Origin of the sequence: Muricoccus vinaceus (genome assembly GCF_042433125.1) — a bacterium.
In the GTDB taxonomy this organism is placed as follows: Bacteria; Pseudomonadota; Alphaproteobacteria; order Acetobacterales; family Acetobacteraceae; genus Roseomonas; species Roseomonas vinacea.
In genome coordinates, this window is sequence record NZ_JBHLVZ010000005.1 from 33,505 (window position 1) to 58,909 (window position 25,405).

The window sequence follows — 25,405 nt, forward strand, 5'->3', positions numbered from 1 at the left end:
CGCCCTCGCAATGCGCGAGAAGGCCTGCAATGATGGCCGCGGCGGCACAACGCATGAGAAACGCGCTCTCCCTTGGCCGGGTCCTGAAGCTTGGCCTGTCCAGGCCGGGCACCCCGCGCCCGTGGCGCCTGTTCGGGGCCACGGTCATGGTGGTCGGGATCTGCTTCGCGGCTGTCTATCTCATCCTTTTCGACCGCGGCCAGCGGGAGGCCGCGAACGAAGCGGAGCGCCTGACCATGGGCGTCACCGCCGCCATGGCGGACCAGCTGGCCCGCGCCATCCAGACCGTGGACTTCGTGCTGCTGGACATGGCCGAGCGCAGCACGGATTCCGACCCCGCGGCCACGGCACGCGCCCTGGCCGGGCGGATCCGGGACGTGCCGCAGCTTCGGGCCGTTCTGATCGTGGACGGCAGCGGGCAGGTCACGGCATCGACGGTGGAGAACCTGCGCGGTGCCTCCGTCGCCGACCGGGAATGGTTCCGGGTGCTGCGCATGGGCGGCGCGTCGCTGCGTCTGGGATCGCCCGAGGCCGGGCGCTTCCTGGGCGGCTCGGCCGCGCTTCAGGCGCGGGCGATCCAGGCGGCGGGGATCTGGTCCATCCCGCTCGTCCGCGGGCTGCGCAACGCGCGCGGGGAGTTCAACGGGGCGGCCGTGGCGCTGCTCAACCCGGACTACCTCATCTCCGTCGGGCGGCGCCACGCCGAGGCCTTCGGCGTCACCGTCCGCATCCACTCCCTGAACGGGGTGCTGCTCGCCCGCTCGGACGGGCGGGTGGACGGCGTGGGGGAGGCGAACGGCAGCGCGTGGCTGTTCCGCGACTTCCTGCCGCGGCGCGACAGCGGAACCTTCTCCGGCATCGACCAGGACGGTCAGGACGTCTTCGCCTCCTTCTCCACGCTGCGCGGCGGCACCATGGTGATCGAGGCCGCGCGCCGGCGGGCGGCGGCCTTCGAGGGGGTGGAGCGGCTGGGCGCGCTGCTGATCGGTGGTGGCATCGCCATCGCCGCGATCATGCTCGTGGCCCTCTGGCTGATGTCGCGCCAGGCGGCGGCGCTCAAGGCGCAGGGCGATGCGCTGAGCGAGAGCGAGCGCGAGGCACGCGCCGCGACGCGGGCCAAGGAGGAGTTCCTGGCCGCGATGAGCCACGAGATCCGCACGCCCATGAACGGCGTGATCGGCATGACCGGCCTGCTTCTGGATTCCAACCTCGACACCATCCAGCGCCGCTACGCGGAGACCATCCAGGGCAGCGCGGAGCACCTGCTGATGGTGCTGAACGACATCCTGGACTTCTCGAAGCTGGAGGCGGGGATGATCGAGCACGAACGGATCGCCTTCACGCTGGAGAACGAGATCTCCACCATCGTGGAGCTTTTCGCGGATCGCGCCGCCTCCAAGGGCGTGGAGATGGTGGCCTCCCTGCCGCCGGACCTGCCGCGCCAGGTGCTGGGCGACCCCGGGCGGTTCCGCCAGATCCTGTTCAACCTGGTCGGCAATGCCATCAAGTTCACCGAGGCCGGGTGGATCGAGGTGTCCCTCGCCGCCGCCCCGGTCGAGGAGGAGGACGGGCTGCTGCGGCTGACCTGCTCGGTGGCCGATACCGGGATCGGCGTGGACGCCGCCAAGGTGCCCATGCTGTTCGAGCGCTTCACCCAGGCCGACGCCTCGATCAGCCGCAAGTACGGCGGCACGGGCCTGGGCCTCGCGATCTGCCGCAAGCTGGCCGAGCAGATGGGAGGCGGCGTCGAGGCGACGCCGCGCCGGGGTGGCGGCAGCGTCTTCCGCTTCTGGATCGAGGTGGGGGCGTTGCCCGCGCCGAGGCCCGCGCCCCCGCCACTGGCCGGCCGCCGGATCCTGGTGGTGGACGACCTGCTGCTGAACCGGGAGGCGATGGTGCGCCAGCTCAGCGCGGCAGGTGCCGGCGCGCTGGCGGCCGAGTGCGCCGAGGCCGGGCTGAACCTGCTGCGGCTGGCCGCGCGGCGCGGCACCCCCTTTCACGCGGTGTTCCTGGACGGAACCATGCCGGGGATGGGAGGGCTGGAGCTGGCCGGACGCATCCGGGCGGAAGCGCGATCGCTGGGCAACCCCGCGCTGATCCTCTGCTCCTTCGGGGTGGAGGCGCAGCAGATGTCCGGCCAGAACCTGCCGCCCGGGCTGATCGACGCCATGCTGCTCAAGCCCGCCCTGCCGGGCCGCCTGCGGGAGGCGCTGGGCCAGGCGCTGGTCCCGTCGCCCGCCTCCCCGCCTGCCGCCGAGGCGCGGCCTTCCCGCGTCCTTCCCGCGCCGGCCCATGGCCAGGGTCGGCGCATCCTCCTGGTGGAGGACAACGCCACCAACCAGCTCCTCATGCGTGCCCTTCTCGCCCGGCTGGGGGCGGAGGTGACCATCGCGGACAACGGCCAGGAGGCGGTGGAGCACTGCCGCGCGGCGGTGTTCGACGCGATCCTCATGGATCTGCAGATGCCCGTCATGGACGGGCTGGAGGCCACCCGCTCCATCCGCCATGCCGGGCTGAACCGCGAGACCCGCATCATCGGCCTCACCGCCGCCGTGGGCACGGAGTTCGAGCGGCAGTGCCGGGAAGCCGGAATGGACGACTACCTGTCCAAGCCGGTGCAGCGCGACCAGCTGGGCCATGCCATCGGCCTGGCTCCTGCCCTGGGCGTGGCGGCAGCGGGATAGCGCGCGACCGGAGGCCGGCACGGGCGAACGCGCGAATCATGCGGATCATGCGGATCGGGCACGGGCCCGGAGCAGGGCGGCGCCCCCGCCCGGTTCAGGCGGTGGGGCCGCTTTCCCCGGCCAGGGCGGCCAGTTCTGCCAGGGCAGCCCTCGCCTCATCCCCGATGCGCAGGATCATCTGCTGCGCGGGCGTGCGGTCATCCCGGCGCATGGCCTGCCGCGCCAGGCTCTCCAGCGGGCGTGCGCCGATGGAGCCGGCGGCCCCGGCCAGGCCATGGGCGGCACGGCGGTAATCCTCGGCATCGTTGGCGCGCGCGGCATCGATCATCTGGCCCACCAGGCGGGCGAGGTCCTGCTCGAAGCCGCGGACGATGCTGATGAACACGTCGCGGGGCAGTTCCATCGCCAACTGGGCCGCGACATCCGGATCGATAGCACTCACGTAACAGAACTAGCGTCGCGGCCCGGATGGGTCAACGCGAAGGCGGAGGTTGGGGACTGGCGGCACACCGGGCACCGCGCCATCCTGCATTTCCCTTTTGCGACAAGGAGCAGGCCGATGCACCGCACCTTCTTCCCTGCCCTGTTCGCGCTGCTGGCACTGGCCGCCTGCGCCGAGCCCGGACCGGCCGAGCGGGCCGGCCGGTCGCTCGACCGTGCGGCCGGCCGCACGGGCGGCGCGCTGGGCACCGCGGCACGCGAAACCGGCGGGGCGCTGGACCGCGCCGGGAACTGGGTGGGTGACCGCGTGGAGCCGGGCCGGCGCTGAGGCCGCCCTACCAGCGCAGGCCGCGAAGCGCGGCGATGGGGGAAACCCCTTCCGCCGCCGCGCGCGCCGCGAGGGTCTCGGAGTCGGCATTGGCCAGGCCTTCCTCCGCCGCCAGGCCGCCCAGCGCCCAGACCGCGTCCAGCCCCGCGGCCTGCGCGCCCGCAAGGTCGGTGTGCGGGCTGTCGCCGATCGCCAGCACCTGGTCCCGCGGCAGGTCCATGAGGGCCATCACGGGCTCATAGGTGGCGGGATCGGGCTTGCCGATCTCGAGGGTCGCGCCGCCCAGCGCCGCGTAGCGCTCGGACAGGGCGCCGGCGCAGATGATCAGCCGCCCGCCGACCACCACCAGGCGGTCCGGGTTGACGCAGAGCATGGGGAGCCTGCGGGCGAGCGCCGCCTGCAGCACGGGTTCGTAGGGCTCCACCGACTGGCCGCCGCGCTCGGGGTCCGGGCCGGTGTTGAGGAGCCAGTCCGCTTCCTCCGCGCGGTCGGTCAGGGTGATGCCCAACCCCTCCACCACGGAATGGTCGCGCGTGGCGCCGATGTGCAGGGCGCGGGGGCCGAGGTCGCGCACGAAGGGATGGGTGCGGTCGCGCAGCAGGCGCCAGGTGACCTCGCCGCTCGTCATGGCCGCATGATACAGCCCGCGCTCGATCCCGAACCCGGTGAGCTGCGCTTCCACCACGTGGGAGCGGCGGGGCGCGTTGGACAGGAACACCACGCGCGCGCCGGCGTCGCGCAGGCGGGCCAGGGCGTCCGCCACGCCCGGGAAGGCGGCCTGGCCGTCATGCACCACGCCCCAGAGGTCCAGCACGAAGCCGCGGTAGCGGGTGGCGAGTTCGGCCACGCCGTCGAGGATGCGCATCAGGCTTCGGCTCCGATCGCGTCCGCGAGGCTTGCGACGCCGTCGCGGCGGAGAAGGGCTGCAAGGTCGCGCTTGAGGCGCGGGATCATGGCGGGGCCGGCATAGGCGAAGCCGGCATAGGTCTGCACCAGGGAGGCGCCGGCCTTGATCTTGGCGTAGGCGGTTTCGCCGCTCTCCACGCCGCCGGCGCCGATCAGGGTCAGCCGCCCGCGGGACAGGCGGTGCACGCGCCGCAGGAGTTCCGTGGAGACCTGGAACAACGGCCGCCCGGACAGCCCTCCCGCCTCGCGCTTCTGGGTGGAGCGCAGGGTGTCCGGCCGGGCGATGGTGGTGTTGGAGACGATCAGCCCGGCCACGTCGCGGTTGAGGCAGGTTTCCACGATGGCCTCCACCGCGGCCTCGCTCAGGTCGGGGGCGATCTTCACCAGCACGGGCGGGCGGCGGGGCAGCTCCGCGCGGGCAGCGAGCACGGCATCCAGGATGGCGGCCAGCCGCGCCTCGCCCTGGAGGTCGCGCAGGCCCGGCGTGTTGGGAGAGGACACGTTGACGGTGACGTAGTCCACCAGCGGCGCGACGCGGAGATAGAGCGCGGGGTAGTCCCGCTCCGGCGTGGTGCTGTCCTTGTTGATGCCGACATTGGCGCCGAGCACCGCGGGCAGCGGGCGCGGAAGGGCCTCGAGGTTGGCGGCATAGGCGTCCAGCCCGGCGTTGTTGAAGCCCAGGCGGTTGATCACCGCGCGGTCCTCCTCCAGCCGGAACACGCGGGGTCGGGGGTTGCCCTGCTGTGGGCGGGGGGTGGCCGTTCCGGCCTCCACAAAGCCGAAGCCCAGGCGCATCAGGGGCAGCACCGCGACGGCGTTCTTGTCGAAGCCGGCGGCGAGGCCGAGGGGATTGCGGAAATCCAGCCCCATCGCGCGCACCGCCAGGATGGGATCGTCCGGCTTGCGGTCGCGCCCGGCCAGGCCCCAGTTCAGGGCACGGAGGGAGAACTCATGCGCCCCTTCCGGGTCCAGGCCCCGGACGAGCGGCAGCAGGGCGGAGGCGAGGGCGGGGCACATCGGGAATAGCTTGTGCCGCAGCGCAGCGCGCGAGGCCAGGGGTGACGGCAACGCCGGGGGCGCGTTGACGCCGCGGCGGGGGGACGGGACAAGCGCGGCCACGGAAACAACCGGTTTCTGGGAAACGGGGGAACGCCGCTTGCGCGGACCATTGCTGCTGCTGTCCGCGCTCGGGCTTTTCGCGGTGCTTGATGCCAACTCCAAGCTGCTGTCGGGCGGCTACCATGTGAGTCAGGTGCTGGCCTTCCGCTACGCGGTGCTGCTGTTGCTGCTGGCCGTGGTGGGGCTGCTGCGCGGCGGGGCGCTCGGGCCGCTCCGCACGCAAAGGCCCGGGGCGCAGCTTCTTCGCGCGGGCTTCATGGTGGGCTCCGGGGGCGGCTTCTTCATGTCGCTCCGCCATCTGCCGCTGGCCGAGGGCTACCTCGTCTACTTCACCGCGCCCTTCATGCTGCTGGCGCTGTTCCGGCTGCTGCTGAAGGAACCCGTGCCGGCCTCGGCCTGGGGCTGGTGCGCGGTGGGGTTCACCGGGGTCCTGCTGGCGCTCTGGCCCGGGCTCTCGGCCGGGGGGGCCTGGGTGGCCTATGGCTGGGGGCTGGTGGGCGCCTTCTGCCACGCCATGGTGCTGGTGATGAACCGCAGCCTGCGGGACGAGCCCGGCATGGCCCGGCTGATCCTCTGGAGCGCGGCGCCCACCCTGCCCCTGCTGCTGCCCTGGGCCTGGGCGGAATGGTCCACTCCACCGTTCGGGGATGCCCTCGCGCTGGCGGCGAACGGCGTGCTGGCCGGTGGCGCGACGATCGCGCTGGCGGCGGCCTTCCGGCACGCTTCCGCGCCCAGGCTGGCACCGCTTGAGTTCACGGCGCTGGTTTTCGCCGTGATCGCGGACGTGACGGTCTGGGGTGTCTGGCCCTCGGCCTGGGTCTGGGCGGGGGCGGCGGTGGTGAGCTTCGCGGGGGTGATGGCGCAGAGGCGGGGGCGGGCGGCCTGAGCGGGTGGGTTTGACAGGGCGGGCCGCGCGCCCCCTACCCTGCCCGGCCGCCCCTGTGCGGCCACGACGCAACGGAGGATCGCCCATGCCCTTTCCAACCCGGGCCACCGGCCTCGCCGCCCTGCTGGCCGCGCCGCTGGCGGCGCTGACGCCCGCCGCCGCGCAGGAGCCCGCGCGGCCGCTGCAGGGGCCCGTCTCGATCGAACGGCAAGGCTCCTTCTTCGTGGGCGGGCGGGCGCTGCGCTCGGACACGCTGTCCACGATGCCCGCCTACGCGCCGAGCGGCACCATCACGCTGGACCAGATGTACGTGCGCTTCCAGGTGCCGGCCGATGCGGGCGGGCGGCGGCCTGTGGTGCTGGTGCACGGCTGCTGCCTCACCGGCAAGACCTGGGAAACCACCCCGGACGGCCGCATGGGCTGGGACGAGGTGCTGCTGCGCCGGGGCCACCCGACCTATGTGGTGGACCAGCCCTGGCGCGGCCGTTCCGCCGCCCATCCCACCAGCATCAATGCCGTGAAAACCGGGCAGGCCGGCGCGGACACCCTGCCGCCCGTGTTCGCCGCCGGGCGGGAGGATGCCTGGGCGATCTTCCGCTTCGGCCGCCGCGCGCCCGAGACCTTTCCCGGCCTGCTCTTCCCGCTGGAGGCGCAGGAGGAGTTCTGGAAGCAGATGGTGCCCGACTGGAACTTCGCGCTCCCCTCCCCCCACCCGACGGTGGTGGGGCTCTCGGCGCTGGCCGCGCGGCTGGAGGGGGCGGTGCTGGTCAGCCATTCGCAGTCGGGGATCTTTCCCTTCCAGGCAGCGGCGGCCAGCCGGGAGGGCATCGCCGGGATCGTCTCGATCGAGCCTGGCGCCTGCCCGGCAGCGGACGGGGATATGACGCCCTATGCCGGGTTGCCCATCCTGGTTCTGTGGGGCGACTTCGTGGAGGAGTCCCCGCGCTGGGCGCCGCGCCTCAAGGCCTGCCGCGACTTCGCCCGCGCCGCCAACGCCGCGGGTGGCAAGGTGGAGGTGGCGGTGCTGCCCGAGATGGGCATCCCCGGCAATTCTCACATGCTGATGCAGGACCGGAACTCGGTCGAGCTGGCGGACTGGCTGGTGAACTGGATCGCGAAGAACGTGGGGGAGCGCCGCTAGCCGTTCAGGGCACCCAGCCAGGGAAGCGGTGCCGCCCGTCCGGCCCCAGCGGCAGGAAGGCCGCACCGCGCACGGCCCCGAGCGGCAGCGGGCCGTAGAGATGGGGGAACAGCCCTGGGCGGCTGCCGCCCGAGGCCGGTTCCCAGCGGAGAGCGCCGCCGAGGGCCGCGCCCTCGGCGCTGACCAGCCAAAGGTCGGCCTCTCCCGCGCGGTGCTTCGCGGCGCTGGCACGGAGCTGGGCCGCGGTGGAGAAGTGCAGGAAGCCGTCGCGCCGGTCGTCGGCGCTGCCGTGGTAGGCGCCGGCCCGTTGCGCGGCACGCCAGTCCGCGCCGCGCATGAGGGTGTGGATGAGGGGTTCCATGAGCCCCTTCTAGCGGTTCAGGCCGCGGCGACCAGGGCGGGCGCGGCCGGGCGGGCGGGCGCCTGCCCGGTTTGCAGCCGGTAGAAGACCAGCCCCCCGATCTCGGCCGCAGCCTCGCGCGCGACGGCCCAGGCGGGAAGCTGGTCGGCCGCGTGCCAGTGGGTGGCGCCGCCGGTCGGATCGGCGAGCGCGCCCGAGAGCGCGCGGGCGGCGATGCGTCGGCACACCGCCATGGCCGGGTCCGCCGCGGGCGGCGCATCCAGCAGGGCATGGGCAGGGTGGCGGGGGTTGCGGGCCGGGAACAGGAAGGGATCGCGGCAGGTGTCGGCCATCGAGCCTGGGCTTGGCTCGGGAAGGCGGGCGTGTCCGCCGGGCGCGAAGGGCGCGGCGCCGGGGACGCGCGCCGGGCGCGGCAGGGCGGCGCGGGCGCGGTTCGCGGCCAGCGCGGCCAGGGCCTCGATGGCCCGGACCGGGCGCATCCCGGCCTCGGCGTAGAGGGTGCGGGCCAGCATCTCGGTGGCGGCGGCGGTCATGGTCAGCGGTCCTCGGCGAGCACGCGCACCTGGGCGGCGGTGCTGTGGGCGGTGCGGGTGGCTTCGTCGAGCTTTTGCTCGATCCGGAGCAGGTGGCCGGTCAGCCGCCCATCCACCTCGCGAATGAGGGAGAGCGGCACATAGGTGCGCGCGACCTCCAGCTTGAAGGCGGTGAGGTCCTCGCGCGTGCGCTCCAGCGAGGCGCGGTGCTGGTCGTCGTCGCGCGGCCCGGGCTCGGGCGCCTGGGCCAGGCTGCGGCGGAGCGAGTGGAGCATCCAGGCGAGCACCGCCATGAAGGGCGTGTCCACCGCAGCGGCAATCCACTGGGATTCGGTGACAAAGGACGGCATGGGTCCTCCTTCAGGGATCGGGCCGGTTGGGGTTGATCCCGCGTGACGGCACCCCGACCTTTGGGGACGCCCTCGGGGATGCTGTGCGTTGACGACGTGGAACGAGCCTTATCTGGAAACCTGCTGCCGCTCGGCGCTGCACCGCCTGTTCCTGACCCATGGCGGCACGCGCCCGGCGGGCCTGCCGGACGAGGCGTGCCTTCGGCGGTTGAGCGGGATGGGCATGGCGGCTGAAGTGCCGCCGGGCCGCTTCGCGATGACGGAGGCGGGAAGCGCGCGGCACGCGGCGGAGGTGCTGCGGAAGTCGGCGGCCTGAGGTGCGGCAGGCCTGCCTTGAAGGCAGGCCTGCCGGTTGGGTCCGGCGCGCCGGAACAGGAGCCTCGTCACCCCCGCCAGGACGCACCGCGCGGCGCCGGGGGAAGCCCCGGCAGGCGAACGGGCTCGGCGAGCAGGCAGCCCGCCACCGCATCCAGCGCATCGTCGTGCACCCCGTGCGCGCCGGGCTTCCACTCCGCCATCTCCCCCGGAAAGGGGGTGCGGAACACCGCCTCGTGCGCGTGCAGGCGGCGCGCCGCGAGCGCCGGGTCGAGCGCACCCAGGATGCGCTCCGCCTTCGGGCGGTGGCTCGTGTGCTCCATCACCGTGCAGGCCGCGCCGGCGCGCGCCATTTCCCGCCGGAGCAGCGCGGGCAGGAAGCGGCCGATGCCGTTGGTTTCCACCCGCACCACGGGCAGCAGCAGCTCGCGGGCGAGCGTCGCGACCCTTCGGCACTGCTGCGTTGCAGGGTCGGGCTGGGCCTCCGGGTCCTGGGTCACATAGGCCAGGCGATGCAGGTAGTGGTTGCCCTCCCCGTCCGAGAAGATGGCGGCGAGCACGCTGCTGTCGCCCTGACCCGGCCGTCCATAGGCGGGATCCCAGAAGCCCCCACCCGAAACCAGGCGGCGCCCCAGCAGGGACAGCACCGGGCGGCCATTCGCCTCGCGGTAGTCCAGATCCTCGGCGTAGCGCACGATCAGCGCGGGATCGAGCCGCCCCGCCTCGGCGGCCGCGCAGTCGAGCATCATCTGCCGCCGGAACTGCAGCGGCCCCACCCGCTCGCGCTGGGCGCGGATCGCCTGCTCCGGAAACCGCTCGGGCCAGGCGCTGCGCCCCTGCCCGTCCAGCAGCGGAATGCGGAGGCGCCGGTAAGTGGCGAGATAGGCACCCTCCGCCCCGGCCGGGGCATAAAGGCTGTCCGCGCAGTGCGGCGTGCCGACGAACAGGATGGTGCCGCCGGGGGTCAGGATGAACTCGCATTCCGACAGCCGTTCGCGCAGCTCCTCCCGCTTGCCCGGCGTGTCGCAGTTGCCCGCCACCTCCACGTCGTCGCAGACGATCAGCTCGGCGCGCGTCCCCGTCACGTTCCCGCCGATCCCCTGGGCGAGCATGGAAGGCTCGCGGATCGCGCCGGGGCGCCGCACGCTGAAGCGGTCCGCGGCCCAGACCTCCCCACCGCCGAGCAAGTGCCGGCAGAGGGGGTGGCGCTCCACGATGCGCCGCACGCTGGCAACCATGCGCGCGGCCAGGGTGTGGTCCGCCGCCAGCACCAGGATGCGCATCTCCGGCTTCACCGCCAGGCGCCAGGCACACCACAGCCCCACCAGCGTGGACTTGCCGCAACCCCGGAACGCCATCAGCAGCAGGCGCCGCTCCCCCGTCGCCTCGCGCGCCATGAACCAGCGGGCGACGCGACGGTGAACCGCTGGGGTCGGTACCCCCGCCCGCATGTTCCAGGCGTAAAGGAACTCCAGGAAGTCATACCCGGCCGGCGTGCGGCCCGGCGGCTCAGCACTGGTCGTCATCCTCCATGCCTCCCTCGCCCTCCCGGTCCACCTGCTCGTCGACACGGATGGACTGCCTCGCCTGCGCGATCAGCGCTCCGGCCTCGCCGGCCACCGACTCTCCTTCCCCCCCGGGCGCGAGCTTCATCAGGTGCTCGAGATGGGCCAGGGCGGAACGCGCCGCGGCATGGCGGGCGGCGAAGGCCTTTGGGTCCTCCTCGGCGTCCGCAGCCGGCCCACGGGCCACGAAAGCCTCGTAATCCGCGACCACCTTGCGCACCGCACGGCGCAGCTCCTCGGGCGTCAGCGGCGTCACGACTTCACCGCCCGCACGCGGACCGTGCCTGCCGCCAGGTCGATCGCGGCCGCGCTCCGGTTCCAGGCCGTCACCGTGATCACGTCCTGCGCGCCCACCTGCGCCAGGAACACGACGCCCGAGGTGGAAAGGCTGAAGGCCGCCTGCACGAAGTCCCCCGGCCGCGCGCCCGGGCAGGGCACGTTGACCTGCGCCGTGCCGCCGGCCGCGATGGAGGCAGGATCCCAGGCAAGTTCCGCCCTGAGCTCCCGCACGCCGTGCGGCAGCTCCGGCGTGCCGTAGAGAACCGGCGGGCTCTGCGAGGGATCGCAGGCGAGGCGCAGGCTCCGCACTTCGTAATCCACGTCGATGCGCGCCACGCCGATGATCGCGCTCTGCACCTGCGGCGCCAGGCGGATCACCTGCAGGCGCGTCAGGCCAGCGTCGTTGCTGTCGGCGTTGCCCTGCCACCAGCGTGGCCCCGTGGCATAGGTGAGCGACATGCCGGATGCCCGCACCATCGTTCCATCCACGGGTGACAGCAGCGTGCCGCCCGCGCCGAAGCACTGGATGATCATGCGGGGATCGTCGGCGTCCACCGCCAGGGCGAACTCCTTGCAGCGCCGCGCATCCACGACGAAGCCAAGGCCCCGCCCGCCCGTGAGGACCACGCCACGGTCGGTCAGCGTGTAGCTGTCCAGCGCCTGGAAGGCGAAGTGCTGGAGCAGGGTCGGTGTTCCGCCGACATTGGTGGAAAGGCAGGCCAGCTTCTCGAAGCCCGTTTCCGTCGCGTTCCAGCGGATCGCGGCGGCGCGCAGGTTGGGCACCTCCGCCAGGGTGCGCGTGGCGTCGCGATGCGCCACCGCCTGATGGTAGGCCCGCACCACGCTGCCGACGCGCGTCGCCGTGGCGGTGTAGTCGACATCGACACCGTAGCCCTGGCTGGCCCAGGCCACCTCATAGACATGGTCCTGCGCGGCCCCCGTGTGGCGGGCCACGTAAGCGTCGCAGCCCTCCATGCGGATGTTGCGCGCGATCACGGCGCGCGAGTTCACCTCGACCAGGAAGGGAATGCCGTCGATAGGCCGGTCGCGCGACTGCAGCTCGAAGGCCGGGCCGTCGAACACGTGGCGGTTGTGCGCCACATAGGCGCCGGGCGCGGCCGAGAGGCGGATGCCGTAGCGGTCCTTGTCCGGCCATGTCGCGGCCGACATCGCGAAATGCCCGCCATGGTAGCGGACCGAGGTGTTCCAGGCCCCCGCGCTGGCCGTGCGGACGTCGAGGCCGTAGCGGTTGTCCACCATGCGCCCGAGATGCAGCACGCTGTCCTCGAAGCCGCGCTCCACGCCCAGTGTCTGCACGCCGATGGTGAAGCGCTCCACCTGGCGGATTTCAATCAGGCCAGAGTCCTGGTTGCGGATCACGATGCCCACGTCGCGCTCGTCCTCCCAGGAGGACAGCGCATTGCGCAGCACCCGCAGCCCCTCATAGACCTTGGTGCGGTTGCGCACCGCGCCGCCATCGCCCAGCGTCAGCGCCGCCTCGCCGCCCGCGCCGTCATACAGGAGGGCGCCACGCATGGTCAGCCCGGCGGCCGCCCCGGGCAAGGTGAGCGGTATGGTCGTGCGATAGGTCCCCTCCCCGATCTGCAGGTGCTTGCCGGACGCCGCCGCGGCGTTCATGGCCGCCTGCAGCGCCGCCCCGTCATCGGCGATGCCATCGCCCACCGCGCCGAAGTCACGCGCGGACAGCCGTTCGGACAGCTTGTCCTCCACCGTGCGCGGGACGCCGCCCGGGAAGGGCGCCGAAAGCGTCGCCTCGCCGCGGGAGAAGGTCGCGACATCGCCGAGGCTGTCGAATCCCAGCAGCCGGTTTGCGCGCGCCGGCCGCATGGGCAATTCGAGCCGCGCCCCCACCTCGCCCGGCGACTGTCGGAGCGCACCCGCGATGTCCTCGCGCAGCTCCTGCAGGGCCGCCACCTGGCGATCCAGCTCGTCGTTCAACGTGTTGGCGCGCAACACGCCATTGGGCTGGTAATCGGTGACGCGCTCCATCACCAGCCGGCGCCGCAGCACCACCTTTGCGCCCGCCGCCGGAGGAACGGCAAAGGTGACCAGCCCACCTTCCGAGCTGCCGGCACCGGAAACGGCATAGCCGCCCGCGATGAACAGGCCATCGACATGCACGTCCATGTCGCCCGCCCCGAAAACGGGGAAGGGATAAACGAAGCTGTTCTGCGCACCGTCGGCCACGTACTGCACGCGCGGCGCGATGTCGCCGATGCGGATGTGCTCGGGCATCAGGGATCTCCAGTTCTGCCGCGGGGGCGTGTCTCGGGGTCAGTCCAGCAGGCTTCTCGCAACGCGTCCGAGGCCCTGCCCCGCGCGTGCCCAGTTCAGGATCGAGGAGTCCTGGTTCAGCAGCGACCTGCGTCCGGCCGTGAGCCGTGCCGCATAGGTCGCGTCGTCGCTCGCCTGCGCAGCGGCGGCCGTGCTGCGCAGGCCTTCGGTCAGGGCTGCGGCGGAGCCGTCATTGGGGTTCACCCCGCCCGCAGCCAGCCGGGCCCGGGCGGAGGCGATGCCGCGCTCCAGCGCCGCCTGCCGCTCGGCGGTGTCCTGCGCCGCCTGCACGGCCAGCACCTGCCGCTGCGCCGCCTGCTGCGCCGCCGCGTTCTCCTGCTGGGTCCGCGCGTTCTTCTTCTGCCGCTCCGCTTCCTGCGTCTGCGCGTAGATGGAAGCGCCGGTGGCAGCGAGCGTCACGATGGGGGCAAGCTGCGCCATCAGTCGGTCGTCCTCGTCTCTGTGGTGACGGAAAGCAGGGTGAAGGGCAGCGGCACGTCACCCTCGATCCGCCAGAGCGGCGCAAACGTGTCCCGCCGCCAGCCCAGGCCGCGCAGGGTGACATCGCCGGTGAAGGCGAGTGGCGGCGCGTCCAGCACAGGGGTGTCCAGCCGCCGGAACGGCACGGGCTGAACGCCCCGTCCGAGATCCACCGAGAGCGCGCCCGTCCCGAACAGCCGGAAGCGTGCGGCGACCAGCCGCAGCGGCCCCATCCGTACCCCGGCCGCCGAAGCGCTCTCGGGCGGCATCGGCTCGACCACATGGGCAAAGGAAAGCCCCGCCTGCACGCTGGTGGCCACCGCATCGAGCGTGACCCGTCCGTTCGTCACCGTCGCCGCGCCGCGCGGTGCGCCGTCCGCCAGCACGCCGATGTCGCGCCCTTCCAGATGTCCCAGCCCGGACCATGCCAGGCCCGACGCGTCGCCGCTGGCCATCACCGCGGCGTCCATGCCCATCGCGTCGTCGAAGCGCTCCAGCCGGAAGCTGCCCGCGCGCTCGACAACGGCGTAGAGCGTGCCGTCGATCTCCCCGAGGGAGCGGAAGGCACCGTCGGTTTCCTGGCGTGTCCAGCCCGTCACCTGCTCCGCGCGGTAGATGGTCAGCGTCGCCAGCCCGCCATCCGCCATCGCAATGTGCAGAAGCCGCCTGCGGGAATCGTAGGCCATGGCAACGGGGGTCACGACCAGGTGCCGCGCAACGAGCGCCAGGTCATCCGCCTGATAAGCCTGCTGCAGGTCGGTATAGGAGAACTCGCACACCGCCCGCCCGGACCGCGAGGCGAACACCGTCATCCCGTCCACGTCGATCGGCGGCACGCTGCGCTCGGCGATCGAGCCCACCCGCGTCTGCCGCGTCACCTGGATGGAGGCCGGCGTCAGCGGGTCGCCGGAGACCATCCACTCCGCGCCGGAGGTGAAAACCTGCAGATGCCGCCCCGCGAACACGGCACGGATGGCGTTGAGCTGGTCCGACACGAGCGAGAAGGCGATCGCCTGATCGTCCAGCCCCGTGCCGGGGTCGAAGTTCCCGTAGTCCGCGCTGCGCGAGAACCACAGCCGGTTCGGCGCGTCCCGCCCGCCGCCCAGCACCAGCCTTCCCTGATGGAAGCAGGCGCTGACCGGCCAGCCATGCGCGCCGCTGAACGCGGACTCAGTCCATTCCGTGCTTGCCTCGGTGGACTCCAACGTGTCCACCACCTGCGCCGTGGCCGCCGTCGCGCCCGCCACGCCCGTGATGCGCAGCCGCTTGCCGCGCAGAAGAAGCTGCGCGCCGACATGCCCGGCCGCGAAGACCGCGTCCGTGGCCGTCACCGACACGCTGCCCGTGGTGCCGCTCGGCACCAGCCCGATCCCGGCCGGTGCATGCCGGAAAAAGGGCTCCGCCGCGAAGGCGAAGGGGCTGACCGACCAGTTTCCCTCGTCCGACCTCCGCACCACCTGTGGCGGCATGGAAGGGTGCAGCAGCAGCAGCATCGTCGCGTTCTGGGTGAAGGTGATCTGCGGCAGCATCGCCGCCGTCCATGGCGCTGCCACCTGCGTGACCAGCATGTCGTCGCGCACGACGCGCAGGGCTCCGTCCGTGAGCACGAGCAGAAAGGTCAGTTCGGTGCTCGCTTCATAGGGAACGAGGCGAGCCGTGCCCGGCAGCGTCAGCAGGTGGCGCAGCCCGGGCCGGCGCTGCACGCCGCCGGTCGGCTGGATGAACACATTGCGCAGCCGGGCGGCCCCGTTGCCCCAGGCCGGCACGTCGTCGCGTCCGAACAGCTCCGGCGCCAGTTCCCCGGCCGTGAAGGCGCTCTTCGCGCGCCTGATCGCGGGCATGGCGCTCAACCCCTGACGCTAGCGAGCGGGAAGTTCTCGAAGCCCCGGGTCGTCTGCTGCTGGCTGTCGACCAGCCGCGCCTGGCGCAGCTCGGCCTCGGCGAGGCGGTGCAGCATCTCGGCGCGCGACGTGTTCTCCGTCAGCGGCAGGCAGAACTCCGCCGCCAGCCGCGAAACCAGCGCGGCCGCGAAAAAGGGCGGGAACTCCGCCTCGTCGGCCCGGAAGACATAGGTCAGCGTCACCTCGGCCGCATCCGCGTGCAGCCGGCCCTCATGGATGCGATAGGGCGCGCCGCGCCCCCGCCCGGTTCCGGCCGAGATCACGCGCAGAAGCCCCGCGGGAAGCTGGAAGGCGTTCGCGAGATCCGCCACCGGTACGGCATCCAGCCGGTTGAGGCGCATCTGCCCCGTGCAGAAGGTCCAGGGATGGCAGGACAACAGCGAGTCCCGCGAGCCCGGGTAAAGGTTGGCGGCCACCTCCGCCTCGGCCGTCCCTTCCTCGAGGGAGGCGACCGGCTGCGCGCCGACCTTGAGCAGCGCGCGCGTGCAGAGGGCGAGGGCGGAGAGCGCCATCGTATCGTTGCTCCCTGGATGGGGTTTGGAGGGCAAGCGGATGGAGGCGCGCGGGGCCGACCGCGGATCGACCGCGAACGCCGCCGGCACGGAGCCGGCGGCAGGCGGCGCCAGCGGGCGGCCAGCCCTGCGCAGGGCGCTCCGCCTGAGCAACGGCGCGCATCCTCCCGGAGAATGGGCGGCGCCGCGCGCGGCGATACCCGTCGCGCGCGGCGCCGTTTCGATGCTCTCTGCGGCTACTCCGCCGCGCGCATCCGCACGACGCCGGCGTTGTCGATCAGCACCGCGCCCTGGCTCATCATGTTGTTGACGAAGTGCGCGGCGCGATCGCCGTGCCAGGTCACGTCCGTCACCACGTCCTGCGCCACGGCATGGCCGATGGCCGTGCGGTGGTAGAAGTAGCAGAAGCGCAGGTTGCCGCTCTTGGTCAGCCCCGAATGCGGCATCCACAGCGCGCCCAGCCAGCGCTTCGCCTGCATGCCCTTCCACGGCAGGTCGCCCTCGCCGATGAACTGCGAGTTGGCGAATTCCGGAATCTGCAGAAGCTGGCTCCACTGCTTCCACCCGACCACCGCATACCGGTTGCCGTCATCGGGCACATCGGCGGCGCCGAGCATCTCGAAGGCCATCAGCACCTTTGCCTTGGTCAGCCCGTCCGTGTCCGCGAGGCCCGACGCGGTGCCCACCGCCTCCTGCATCCCGGTATCGAGCGCGGAGATGATCAACTCGTCCGTCTTCCGGCCCAGCGCGTAGGCGCCGGCATTGGCGACGATCGCGCGCTCATCGACGTTGGTCTTGATGTCGTCGAGCTTGTCCACCCACTCGCCCGCGTAATAGTCCTGGAGAAAGCACTCCACCGCGGAATAGTCGAGGTTCATCACCGGCACGACGCCGTTGCGGGACTTGGCCGCAGCCACGCCCTTGCCGACCCGCGGGAACACGGTGGAGGCGCCCTGCACGCCCGTCTTGGAGCGCACGGTGGGGCGCAGCTTGCTGCCCTGGCGCTGGAAGGCCTCGTGCACCTCGGCCTGGAACTGCTTGACGAAAGCCTGGTCGATCGTGGCGGACACGCACGTCCTCCTTCGGATGGGGTTTCGGTGCTGGGGGTGCGGCCGGCCGGTTGGCACGGCCGGAAGGGGCGTGGCCGAACGGCGCGCGAAACGGCACGCGCCCGCCGCGGCCATCAGGGGCCAGGGCAGGTTGTTCGCGCCGGAAAAACGGGTTCGAAACGCGAAAAGGCCCCTTCGCCGAGCGAAGGGGCCTTTTTCGGGCCGAAGAAAACGGGGGCGGGCGGCACCAAGGGGAAGTACGGTGCCACCCGCCCCCGCAGCCAGCCCGCACGAGGGGGGATGCGGGGCCGGCAACAACGCGATCACCATGGGGGGAAGTATGCGGTGATCACGTCGCGGAGGTATCGGAAGAACACGCCAGCCGAACCTCGGTTTCAGGAACTTAGCGCAGGAACCTGAAGATTCGGTTGAGCTTCGGAATCACCCTCCCGTGAGGCGTCGAAAACCCTCCGTCACCCTCTTCACGAAGTCCGGCTCGCGGGACCGCCAGTAGCGCGGGTCGCGCATCATCCGTCGGAGCGCAGCCTCGTCCGCCGCCGCCGGGGCCTCGGCTTGGCGCGATAGAACCGGCTCGCCCTTCTCCATCATGCGAGCCAGCGCGATCACGCCATCCGCCGTGGTGGAAAGCGCCGCCAGCACCTCCGGCGGGAGGTTCGCCTTGCCCCAGGCCGAGATCTGGCCGGCGGTGCGGCAATACCGCGCCTCACCGCCGAACTCGGCCCGCAGCCGGTCCCGCTGCCGCTCCGCCTCCAGGTTCGAGGCCGCCTCCGCCACGATCGGCAACAGCCGTTCCGCCGCCAGGTCGTAAACAAGCTGCACCTGGGCCGGGGTGAAACCCGCGCGGTGAAGCACGGCATTCACCTCGGGATCGGGGCCCACCAGCTCGTGCCGGGGCTCCACGGCATATTCCTCCGCCGTGTCCGGCACCCCGATCGCCCGCCGGAAGCGCAGCCGCTCCTCCTCCGGCGCATCCTCCCCCGGGGGGGCGAAGCGGGCCGAGAGCTTGCGCTCCAGCTCGCGGTAGGACTTCAGCAGCGCCTCCGTCCGCAACACGCCGCGCCCGGCATCCCAGAACTTCTCCGGCACGTCCTCGGGCCGCGCGGGAACGGCGTCCTCCGGCACCACCTCCTCCGCGGGCAGCGGCTCGACCTCCAGCAGGTTCTCGCTCATGCGCTCTCTTTCTCCTGATTGGGCGCCAGGATGGCGCTGGGCGCCGAAAGGGTTCGGGCCAGGTGCCGCGCCGCCGCCGGCAGGTCGACCACGCCCGAGGCCGCCGGCCCCATCGCGGCCACGGCCTGCAGGAACAGCATCGTGTTCGCCGCATCCGCCCGCCCCTGCACCCGCGCCAGCGGGGAGCGATAGGCGATCCGCGCCTCTCGCCCGTCCAGCAGGATCGGCGGCACCTCCCCGCGCCGGCGCAGGATCGACAGGCACCGCGCGATCAGCGGCGTCAGCAGCTCGGCCTGCAACCGGCCATAGGTGGCGCCGAGCAGCCGCGCCGTCTCGGCGCTCCGCTCCAGCACCTCCGTTGCCGTCATGTTCGGGCGCCCCGGCACGGTCAGCCGGTCTGCCAGCAGGGCGGCGCGGATCCGCTCCCGCATGTCCGACAACACAAGCTGCGACACGTTGAACGAACCCGGCGCCGCCAGCGGCGTGAGCCCCGAGGACCCCACCGCCTTGGGAATGATCGCCCCCGGCTCCAGCCGCACTGTTGCCGGGTTCAGCACGCCGTCGTCATCGGCCTGCCAGATTCCCGTGGCCGCGATGGAGGCGTTCTTCAGCACCAGCTCCACCACCTTGTTGGCGGTGCGGATATCCGGCAGCGCCTTCATCACGGGGCCGCGGCCATAGGTCTCGCCCGGCGCCTTCATCCAGCGGAAGGCCAGCAACGGGCTTTCCTCGAAGCGTCCCGAACCAAGCAGCGTCGCCTCGCCGTCGCGCTCCAGCACCGCGGCGAAGCAGGTGCCGCCGAGGCCCGGCCACACCGCCTCGATCACCCGGTGGCCGTCACCGCCCTCATCCGCCCCCGGCATGTCCGCCGGCAGCGCCGCCATCGGATAGCGCGCGGCGATCGCTGCCCCGCCCATGCGCACCAGCCGGAACACCGTGTCCAGCCGCCCGGATTCGCCCTCCTCCAGCAACGCCTCGCGCAGCGGCACCGCCGTGAAGCGAAGCGCCGAAGCCTCGCCGGAAGGCGCTTCCTCCACCAGCACCACGCCGGTGCCGGCCACCACCAGGTCCAGGAAGGCCTGCGGCATCTCCAGCGCGAAGTTGGACCGGTCCAGGTGCCCCTGCAGCACCTCCGCTGCCCCCTCCAGCGCGGCGCCGAGAGCCGGGTCCGCGCCATCCTCCACCGGCGCCAGGCCGAACCAGCGGGACCAGGGCGGCGTCAGTTCCGCCAGCAGCGAAGCCGCCAGATTCTCCGCCGCATCGGCCGCCGTACCGTCGAACAGCGCCGGACCGCCGGTGCCGGGGCTGCAGGCCAGCACATGGTCGTAGCAATCGCGCCAAACCGCCTCCCAGGGGCGGCGCCGCTCCAGCGCGCGCTCGGCGCGGGCAACGATCTCGTCGGGCGTCATGCCGCGGCCCCTCCCTCGGGGCGCGGCGGGGAAGGGTTGCTGTCGCCCATGCGCGCCTGCTCCTCTCTGTTGAAATCCCGCTCCGCCTGATCGGCCCGTCCCCAACAGCGCAAACCCGGCGCCGGAAGGGTCCGGGCCGGGTCTGAAAGTTCGGAAGCGATCGGGGCGGTGCGTCGCCAGGCGCAATTCACCCGTTGACAAGGAGGGTTCTACAGGCGAGCCACCCCGCTGTCAAGAAGATTTTCCTTTTCTTGGAAATTCTTCTCCAACTGCCGGAACAAGCCCCATGGCGTCATGGCCACGGGAGCCCCCGTGCCCAGCAAGGCCCGGCAAAGGGACACGCAGGAGAATGGCAGCCCCCATGGCCAGGCGCGCGAGGGCTCGCCGGGAACAAAGGGGCCAAGCACCCGGCACCCCGCCCTCCTCCAGAAGCCCGGCAGGTCGAACCCCGCCCCCACATCCAGGCGCGTCACCAGCAACCGCCCGGACAACGGATCCAGCACCGTCCACCCGGCCTCGTCGCGTAGCGCCGCGAAGCAGTGCCGGAACTCCGGCCGAAGCAGCCGCATCCATCCCTGGTCCGCCCGCCCGCCGAAGGCCAGCCACAGCAGTTGCGGCCGCGACTCCGCCACCCGCCGGTGCCCGGCGCCACCACGCACGGCAACGCCGCCCCGGTTCCCCGGTGCGGCGTCGAGCAGGTCGGCCGTATTCGCCAAACGCAGCCTTTCCAAAGGGTCAGCTCCCTGGAAAGGGCACCACGCCGCCGGCCTCGGCGCTCGTGGCCGCCCCTCCCACGATGCCCTTCAGCCGCAGCGGCCACTCCATGCGGTCCATCGCCTCGCGCCAAAGCCGGTGGTCGCCACGCTCCCGCGGAGAGGTCGGGTCGGGCGCCGTGCCGCGCTCCCCCCAGATCCGCATGATCCGGGCATGGGCAAGGTCGATCCGACGCTGCCGGTACAGCCGGTCGAGGCACTTCACCACGTCATCGGGCTCGCAGGGCCGGCTGACCAGGCCTCGGCCGGACACGATGCGCGCCCCGTCGCGCCGCGCGACAAGGGCCGACATGGTCCAGAACCAGGCCTCGTCGGCACTGCGGAAAGGCTGCACCTTGTCGAGGCTGGAGAGGGTAGCAACCGCTGCACGAAGAGTGCCGGATGCGGGACGGGTCATCGGGGGCTGATCCTGTCGGTTGTGAACACAACATGAACATCTACCCGCGAACTCGTGAACGTCAAGGCGATTCTACGACGTTATTCCTGTTGCCCCGTGATTCACCGCCTATATGATAGGAAACATGCAACACAGCGACATCTGGCGCGCGCTCGACGCCCTGGCAGCGGAGAACGGCCTCTCCGCCTCGGGCCTCGCCCGCAAATCGGGACTCGATCCCACGGCCTTCAACCCGTCGAAGCGCACGGGCCCTGACGGCCGCGCCCGCTGGCCTTCAACCGAAAGCGTTGCCAAGGTCCTCGCCGCCACCAGCACGGGCATGGACGAATTCGCCAGCCTGATCACCGGCAACCTCCGCACGGCATCCCGCCCCAACCGCCGCATCCCGCTCATCGGCCTCGCCCAGGCCGGCAGCAGCGGATACTTCGACGACGGCGGCTACCCCGTCGGCGGCGGTTGGGACGAGATCAGCCTTCCCGAGGTCGGGGACCCGAACGCCTATGCCCTCGAAATCAGCGGCGACTCGATGGAACCCGTCTTCCGTGACGGCGACGTCATCATCGTCTCCCCCAGCGCCCCCGTGCGGCGCGGAGACCGCGTGGTGGTCCGCACCAGCGGCGGCGAGGTCATGGCCAAGGAACTCCTGCGCCAGTCCGCCCGCCGGATCGAGCTTTCCAGCCTCAACCCCGCCCACCCGAACTACAGCTTCGAGCTGGAGGAACTGACCTGGATGCACCGCATCGTCTGGGCCAGCCAATAGGCAACCGCTCCCTCAGTCCCCGGCCCCGCCGGCCGCAAGCAACCGCAGCACCTTCTGCGGGTCCTGGTCACCCGAGAGCGCCATCGAGCGCCCATCCGGCAAGGTCACGGATGCCATCCCCGCCGCCTCATAGGCCCGCTGCATCCCGTGCCCCACACCGGCGAAAGCCGGCGCCACCCCGGCCGCGTCGCAGAGATCCCGGAACCGCCAGATCGCGCTGATGCGCGCGTCCGGCGCCCCCGCCGGGTCGCCCTCGGCCACCCAGATCCCCTCCAGCCGGCGGAACGCGAAGCCAGCCCGCCCGCCATCGGCGAACACCACCCCGTCCGCATGGGCCGGCACCCGCGCGCCCAGCGCCGCCAGCCTGGCCTGGGCCGATTCGTCGTAGTCCTCCGCCCGGATCCGCGCCGGCCGCAGCAGACGGAAGGCCGCGAAGAACAGCAGCAGCGCCGTCGCCCCCACCCCGAAGCGCAGCGGCGCCGGCATCCCGGACAGCAGCACCACCTCCCACCAGGCGGCCTCGGAAACCCGCCCGTGATACGCCACGGTCGCCAGTGTCAGCCCGCAGATCACCCCGGCCGAGAGCGAGAACACGCGGGACGCCGTCAGCGGCTCCCCCGTCAGCCGCGCATCGCGGTAGAAGGCGCCCCCCATGGCCGCCAGGAACAGCCCGACCGCGAGGTAGCCGGCGGCCACCCACCAGGGATCGCCCCGCACCAGCAGGATCGCCACCCCGTTCAGCAGCAGGAACAACCCCGCCCACCACGCCAGCCGCAACCGCCGGATCATCCCATAGGACACCACCAGCAGCAGCGACCCCACGATGGAGGCCGCGAACTGGCTCGCCAGCGCCGCCCATTCCCCGCCCCAGTGCGCGATGTCGGACCCCCTGGCCGGAAGGGCGCCCACGAAGATCAGCACCACCCCGCCCAGCCCCGTCAGCCCCGCGAGCACCGGCACCTCCAGCGCCCCCGTCACCCGCGTCTCCACCTGCATCCGCCCCATGGCGGGGCGCCGCTGCCCCAGCTCGAAGGCCGCGAACAGCCCGCCCGCCAGGAACAGCGGCACGATGTAGTAGAACAGCCGGAACAGCAGCACCGCTCCGATCACCTGGGCCGAAGGCAGGTACGGCTCCAGGCTCAGCAGGATGAAGCCGTCGAACACCCCAAGCCCGCCGGGCACGCTCGCCGCGAGCCCGGCGGTATAGGCCGCGATGTAGATGCCCAGGAACTTCGAGAAGGTCAGCCCCGGCGCCTCCGGCAGCAGCGAGTAGAAAATCGCCGCCGTCACCGCCACGTCCACGCTGGCCAGCGCCACCTGCGCCACCGCCATCCGAAACCCCGGCAGGTCGATCTGGTGCCCGAAGGCCTTGAAGTGCGGAAAGCGCCGCGACAGCACCACGTACACTGCGACGATCGCCCACATCGTGACCCCGACCGCCTGCGCCACCCAGGACGGCACCACCTCCCCGGCCGCCTCGCCCACCCAGGGCAGCACCGAAGGCTCCAGCACCAGCACCAGCCCGCCCAGCGCGAAGCCTCCCAGCCCGAAGGTGAGGGAGGTGAAGGCGATCACCTTCGCGATCTCGACCGAGGTCAGCCCCCAGGCCGCATAGAAGCGATAGCGCACGGCAGCACCGGACACCGCCGCGAAGCCCAGGTTATGGGCCAGCGTGTAGGCGCAGAAGGACGCGAGCGAGGTTCGCAGGTACGAGATGGGCTTGCCGGCATAAACCGATCCCAGCCGGTCGTAGATCGTCAGCACCGCATAGGCGATGATCGTCCACCCCCCGGCGATCCACAGCTGCCGCTGCGACGTGGCCTCCAGCGCCCGCCCCACATCCGCCACGGAAAGGCTCCGGAACTCCCGCTGCACGACGTAAAGCGCGCCGACCAGCAGGATCAGCCCGAAAACGGTGGGCCCGTGCTTGCGGATCAGCGCCCAGCTCATGCGGCACCCAGTTCGGGGCCGGGGGCGGCCGCCAACGCCCCCTCGATCAGCGCGACCGTCTCCGGAACGCCGTAGAGCGCGACGAAGCCGCCGAAGCGCGGCCCCTCCTCCTGACCCAGAAGCACCTGATAAATCGCCGCGAACCAGGCCCGCGACACGCCCGGGCGGGAGGGGTCCTTGCCCGGCTGCAGGAACGGCTCCCGGCGCCCCGCATCGTAAACCAGGTCCTGGATGGCCGCCGGCCGCGCCCCCGCCGGAAGCGCCTCGATCCGCCCCTGGTTCTCCCGGAGCAACGCGGCCAGATGCAGCAACGCCTCCCGCTCCGCCTTGGACGCGGCGCGGAACCGCTTGGTCGGCTTCACCACGTCCCGGTAATAGGCCGAGGCCCGCTCCACCAGCACCGCCAGCATCGGCGAGGCCTCCGGCGTCGCCTCCGGCGCGTGCCGCCGCAGGTAGCCCCACAGCATCTCCGGCGTCTCGGCATTGGCAGCCACCGCCAGGTTCAGCAGCAGCGTGAAGGTGATCGGGCTCCCGGCCCCGTTCGGCAACGCCCCGCCGTGGATGTGCCAGACCGGGTTCGCCGGATCCGCCGCCGCCCGCAGCTTCTCCACATTCGCCAGGTACTCGTCGGTCGCCCGCGGGATGACGTCGAAATGCAGCCGCTTCGCCCGCCCGGGCTGCTGGTACATGAACAGCGAAAGGCTCTCGGGCGGCGCATACCGCAGCCACTCGTCGATCGTCAGCCCGTTGCCCTTGCTCTTGCTGATCTTCTGCCCCTGGGCATCCAGGAACAGCTCGTAGGTGAAGCCAACCGGCGGCTCCCCCCCCAGCACCCGGCAGATGGCCGAGGACAGCTTCACGCTGTCGATCAGGTCCTTGCCCGACATCTCGTAATCCACGCCCAGCGCGAACCAGCGAAGCGCCCAGTCCGCCTTCCACTGCGCCTTCACATGGCCGCCGGTCACGGGCGTCTCGAAGCGCTCTCCGCTTGCGGGATCGCGCCAGACCACCGTCCCCGCCTCCGGCCGCACCTCCTCCATCGGAACCTGCATCACGATGCCGGTCTTCGGATGGATCGGCAGGAAGGGCGAATAGGTCGCCCGCCGGTCCGGCCCGAGCGTCGGCAGGATCACCCCCCGAACCGCCTCGTGCACCGCCAACATTCGCAAAAGGGCCTGATCGAACCGCCCCGAACCATAGTAGTCGGTCGATGACGCGAACTCGTAATCGAACCCGAACTCGTCCAGGAAGGCCCGCAGCCGCGCGTTGTTATGCGCGCCATAGCTCTCATGGGTGCCGTAGGGGTCCGGAATCCGCGTCAGCGGCTGCCCCAGATGCGCCCGCAGCATCTCCGGCTGCGGGGCGTTGTCCGGCACCTTCCGCAGCGCATCCATGTCGTCCGAAAAGGCCAGCAGCCGCGACGGCAGCCCCGTCAGCCGCTCAAAGGCCTGCCGCACCCAGGTGGTGCGAGCCACCTCCCCGAAGGTGCCGATATGCGGCAACCCCGAAGGCCCATACCCCGTCTCGAACAGCGCCATGCCCTTGGTGCCCACCGAGGCACGGCCGGCGACCTTCGCCGCCTCCTCGAAAGGCCAGGCGCGGACATCACGAAGGGAGGGATCGGCGGGGGGACGTTGCATGGCCGCCCCCAATTGCCCCCGCCACCCCGCCCGGTCAACGCGCCCCTTCAACAAGCCGGCATCCCTGATCCCCGCAACGCGCGCCTCGCGTCCCGCGCGCCCGCCTGTATAAGGCACCCTGCCACTCTGGCCGGGCGGGC

Annotated in this window: 25 protein-coding genes; 6 read left to right on the plus strand and 19 right to left on the minus strand. The window is 72.0% G+C overall.

Annotated features, from left to right (window positions below; genetic code table 11):
* The first annotated feature begins 53 nt into the window (after positions 1-53).
* Positions 54-2,684, plus strand: coding sequence for a hybrid sensor histidine kinase/response regulator (locus tag ACFFIC_RS06650; protein WP_377049384.1), 2,631 nt, complete (start codon positions 54-56; stop codon positions 2,682-2,684).
* Between the two features lie 94 nt (positions 2,685-2,778).
* On the opposite strand, the gene ACFFIC_RS06655 is transcribed toward ACFFIC_RS06650, so the two are convergent.
* Complete coding sequence (locus ACFFIC_RS06655; protein WP_377049385.1) at positions 2,779-3,126, minus strand: Hpt domain-containing protein; 348 nt, start codon at positions 3,124-3,126, stop codon at positions 2,779-2,781.
* 117 nt (positions 3,127-3,243) lie between these two features.
* Between ACFFIC_RS06655 and ACFFIC_RS06660 the strand changes: the two genes are divergently transcribed.
* On the plus strand, positions 3,244-3,453 hold the full coding sequence (locus ACFFIC_RS06660; RefSeq protein ID WP_377049386.1) for a hypothetical protein: 210 nt from the start codon (positions 3,244-3,246) through the stop codon (positions 3,451-3,453).
* 7 nt (positions 3,454-3,460) lie between these two features.
* Here ACFFIC_RS06660 and ACFFIC_RS06665 read toward each other — a convergent pair whose 3' ends face one another.
* Positions 3,461-4,318, minus strand: a complete 858-nt coding sequence (locus ACFFIC_RS06665; protein WP_377049387.1) for a TIGR01459 family HAD-type hydrolase — start codon at positions 4,316-4,318, stop codon at positions 3,461-3,463.
* Positions 4,318-5,376 (minus strand): quinone-dependent dihydroorotate dehydrogenase, encoded by a 1,059-nt coding sequence (locus ACFFIC_RS06670; protein WP_377049658.1) that lies wholly within the window; start codon positions 5,374-5,376, stop codon positions 4,318-4,320. The genes ACFFIC_RS06665 and ACFFIC_RS06670 overlap by 1 nt, the downstream gene beginning before the upstream one ends.
* Positions 5,377-5,515: 139 nt before the next feature.
* On the opposite strand from ACFFIC_RS06670, the gene ACFFIC_RS06675 reads away from it, so the two are divergent.
* Both ACFFIC_RS06675 and ACFFIC_RS06680 read left to right on the plus strand, forming a co-directional pair.
* Positions 5,516-6,364, plus strand: a complete 849-nt coding sequence (locus ACFFIC_RS06675; RefSeq protein ID WP_377049388.1) for a DMT family transporter — start codon at positions 5,516-5,518, stop codon at positions 6,362-6,364.
* Positions 6,365-6,449: 85 nt separating this feature from the next.
* Positions 6,450-7,505, plus strand: coding sequence for an alpha/beta hydrolase family protein (locus ACFFIC_RS06680; protein WP_377049389.1), 1,056 nt, complete (start codon positions 6,450-6,452; stop codon positions 7,503-7,505).
* 4 nt (positions 7,506-7,509) lie between these two features.
* Here ACFFIC_RS06680 and ACFFIC_RS06685 read toward each other — a convergent pair whose 3' ends face one another.
* From ACFFIC_RS06685 to ACFFIC_RS06695, 3 genes are read right to left on the minus strand one after another with little or no spacing between them, the layout of a single operon-like run.
* A complete protein-coding gene (locus ACFFIC_RS06685) occupies positions 7,510-7,866 on the minus strand; it encodes a DUF952 domain-containing protein (RefSeq protein WP_377049390.1) in 357 nt (118 codons plus the stop codon).
* 17 nt (positions 7,867-7,883) lie between these two features.
* Complete coding sequence (locus tag ACFFIC_RS06690) at positions 7,884-8,399, minus strand: cell wall hydrolase (RefSeq protein ID WP_377049391.1); 516 nt, start codon at positions 8,397-8,399, stop codon at positions 7,884-7,886.
* 2 nt (positions 8,400-8,401) lie between these two features.
* A complete protein-coding gene (locus ACFFIC_RS06695; RefSeq protein ID WP_377049392.1) occupies positions 8,402-8,749 on the minus strand; it encodes a hypothetical protein in 348 nt (115 codons plus the stop codon).
* Between the two features lie 88 nt (positions 8,750-8,837).
* On the opposite strand from ACFFIC_RS06695, the gene ACFFIC_RS06700 reads away from it, so the two are divergent.
* On the plus strand, positions 8,838-9,065 hold the full coding sequence (locus tag ACFFIC_RS06700; protein WP_377049393.1) for a hypothetical protein: 228 nt from the start codon (positions 8,838-8,840) through the stop codon (positions 9,063-9,065).
* A gap of 67 nt (positions 9,066-9,132) precedes the next feature.
* Here the strand turns inward: ACFFIC_RS06700 and terL are convergent, their stop codons facing one another.
* The 11 genes from terL to ACFFIC_RS06755 form a co-directional block, all read right to left on the minus strand.
* On the minus strand, positions 9,133-10,590 hold the full coding sequence (terL, locus tag ACFFIC_RS06705) for a phage terminase large subunit (RefSeq protein WP_377049394.1): 1,458 nt from the start codon (positions 10,588-10,590) through the stop codon (positions 9,133-9,135).
* Positions 10,574-10,885, minus strand: a complete 312-nt coding sequence (locus tag ACFFIC_RS06710; protein ID WP_377049395.1) for a hypothetical protein — start codon at positions 10,883-10,885, stop codon at positions 10,574-10,576. Before ACFFIC_RS06710 ends, terL begins: the two co-directional genes overlap by 17 nt.
* On the minus strand, positions 10,882-13,164 hold the full coding sequence (locus tag ACFFIC_RS06715; RefSeq protein ID WP_377049396.1) for a glycosyl hydrolase family 28-related protein: 2,283 nt from the start codon (positions 13,162-13,164) through the stop codon (positions 10,882-10,884). The genes ACFFIC_RS06710 and ACFFIC_RS06715 overlap by 4 nt, the downstream gene beginning before the upstream one ends.
* 39 nt (positions 13,165-13,203) lie before the next feature.
* On the minus strand, positions 13,204-13,644 hold the full coding sequence (locus tag ACFFIC_RS06720; RefSeq protein ID WP_377049397.1) for a hypothetical protein: 441 nt from the start codon (positions 13,642-13,644) through the stop codon (positions 13,204-13,206).
* On the minus strand, positions 13,644-15,524 hold the full coding sequence (locus tag ACFFIC_RS06725) for a hypothetical protein (RefSeq protein ID WP_377049398.1): 1,881 nt from the start codon (positions 15,522-15,524) through the stop codon (positions 13,644-13,646). The genes ACFFIC_RS06720 and ACFFIC_RS06725 overlap by 1 nt, the downstream gene beginning before the upstream one ends.
* Before the next feature lie 5 nt (positions 15,525-15,529).
* Positions 15,530-16,096, minus strand: coding sequence for a hypothetical protein (locus tag ACFFIC_RS06730; RefSeq protein ID WP_377049399.1), 567 nt, complete (start codon positions 16,094-16,096; stop codon positions 15,530-15,532).
* Positions 16,097-16,332: 236 nt separating this feature from the next.
* Positions 16,333-17,166 carry a phage capsid protein gene (locus tag ACFFIC_RS06735; protein WP_377049400.1) on the minus strand — a complete coding sequence of 278 codons (834 nt, stop codon included), beginning with the start codon at positions 17,164-17,166 and terminating at the stop codon, positions 16,333-16,335.
* A 420-nt stretch (positions 17,167-17,586) separates the two neighbouring features.
* On the minus strand, positions 17,587-18,336 hold the full coding sequence (locus ACFFIC_RS06740) for a capsid assembly protein (RefSeq protein ID WP_377049401.1): 750 nt from the start codon (positions 18,334-18,336) through the stop codon (positions 17,587-17,589).
* A complete protein-coding gene (locus ACFFIC_RS06745) occupies positions 18,333-19,745 on the minus strand; it encodes a portal protein (RefSeq protein WP_377049402.1) in 1,413 nt (470 codons plus the stop codon). Before ACFFIC_RS06745 ends, ACFFIC_RS06740 begins: the two co-directional genes overlap by 4 nt.
* Positions 19,746-19,954: 209 nt before the next feature.
* Entirely contained in the window at positions 19,955-20,461 is a 507-nt protein-coding gene (locus ACFFIC_RS06750; protein ID WP_377049403.1) for a hypothetical protein, read from the minus strand.
* Positions 20,462-20,480: 19 nt separating this feature from the next.
* Positions 20,481-20,915 carry a hypothetical protein gene (locus tag ACFFIC_RS06755; protein WP_377049404.1) on the minus strand — a complete coding sequence of 145 codons (435 nt, stop codon included), beginning with the start codon at positions 20,913-20,915 and terminating at the stop codon, positions 20,481-20,483.
* Between the two features lie 124 nt (positions 20,916-21,039).
* Between ACFFIC_RS06755 and ACFFIC_RS06760 the strand changes: the two genes are divergently transcribed.
* Positions 21,040-21,675, plus strand: a complete 636-nt coding sequence (locus tag ACFFIC_RS06760) for a S24 family peptidase (protein ID WP_377049405.1) — start codon at positions 21,040-21,042, stop codon at positions 21,673-21,675.
* A 12-nt stretch (positions 21,676-21,687) separates the two neighbouring features.
* Here the strand turns inward: ACFFIC_RS06760 and ACFFIC_RS06765 are convergent, their stop codons facing one another.
* Both ACFFIC_RS06765 and ACFFIC_RS06770 read right to left on the minus strand, forming a co-directional pair.
* Positions 21,688-23,625 carry a phosphatidylglycerol lysyltransferase domain-containing protein gene (locus ACFFIC_RS06765; RefSeq protein WP_377049406.1) on the minus strand — a complete coding sequence of 646 codons (1,938 nt, stop codon included), beginning with the start codon at positions 23,623-23,625 and terminating at the stop codon, positions 21,688-21,690.
* Positions 23,622-25,265: a lysine--tRNA ligase gene (locus ACFFIC_RS06770; protein WP_377049407.1), complete on the minus strand. Its 1,644-nt coding sequence runs from the start codon at positions 25,263-25,265 to the stop codon at positions 23,622-23,624. The genes ACFFIC_RS06765 and ACFFIC_RS06770 overlap by 4 nt, the downstream gene beginning before the upstream one ends.
* Between the last annotated feature and the right edge of the window lie 140 nt (positions 25,266-25,405).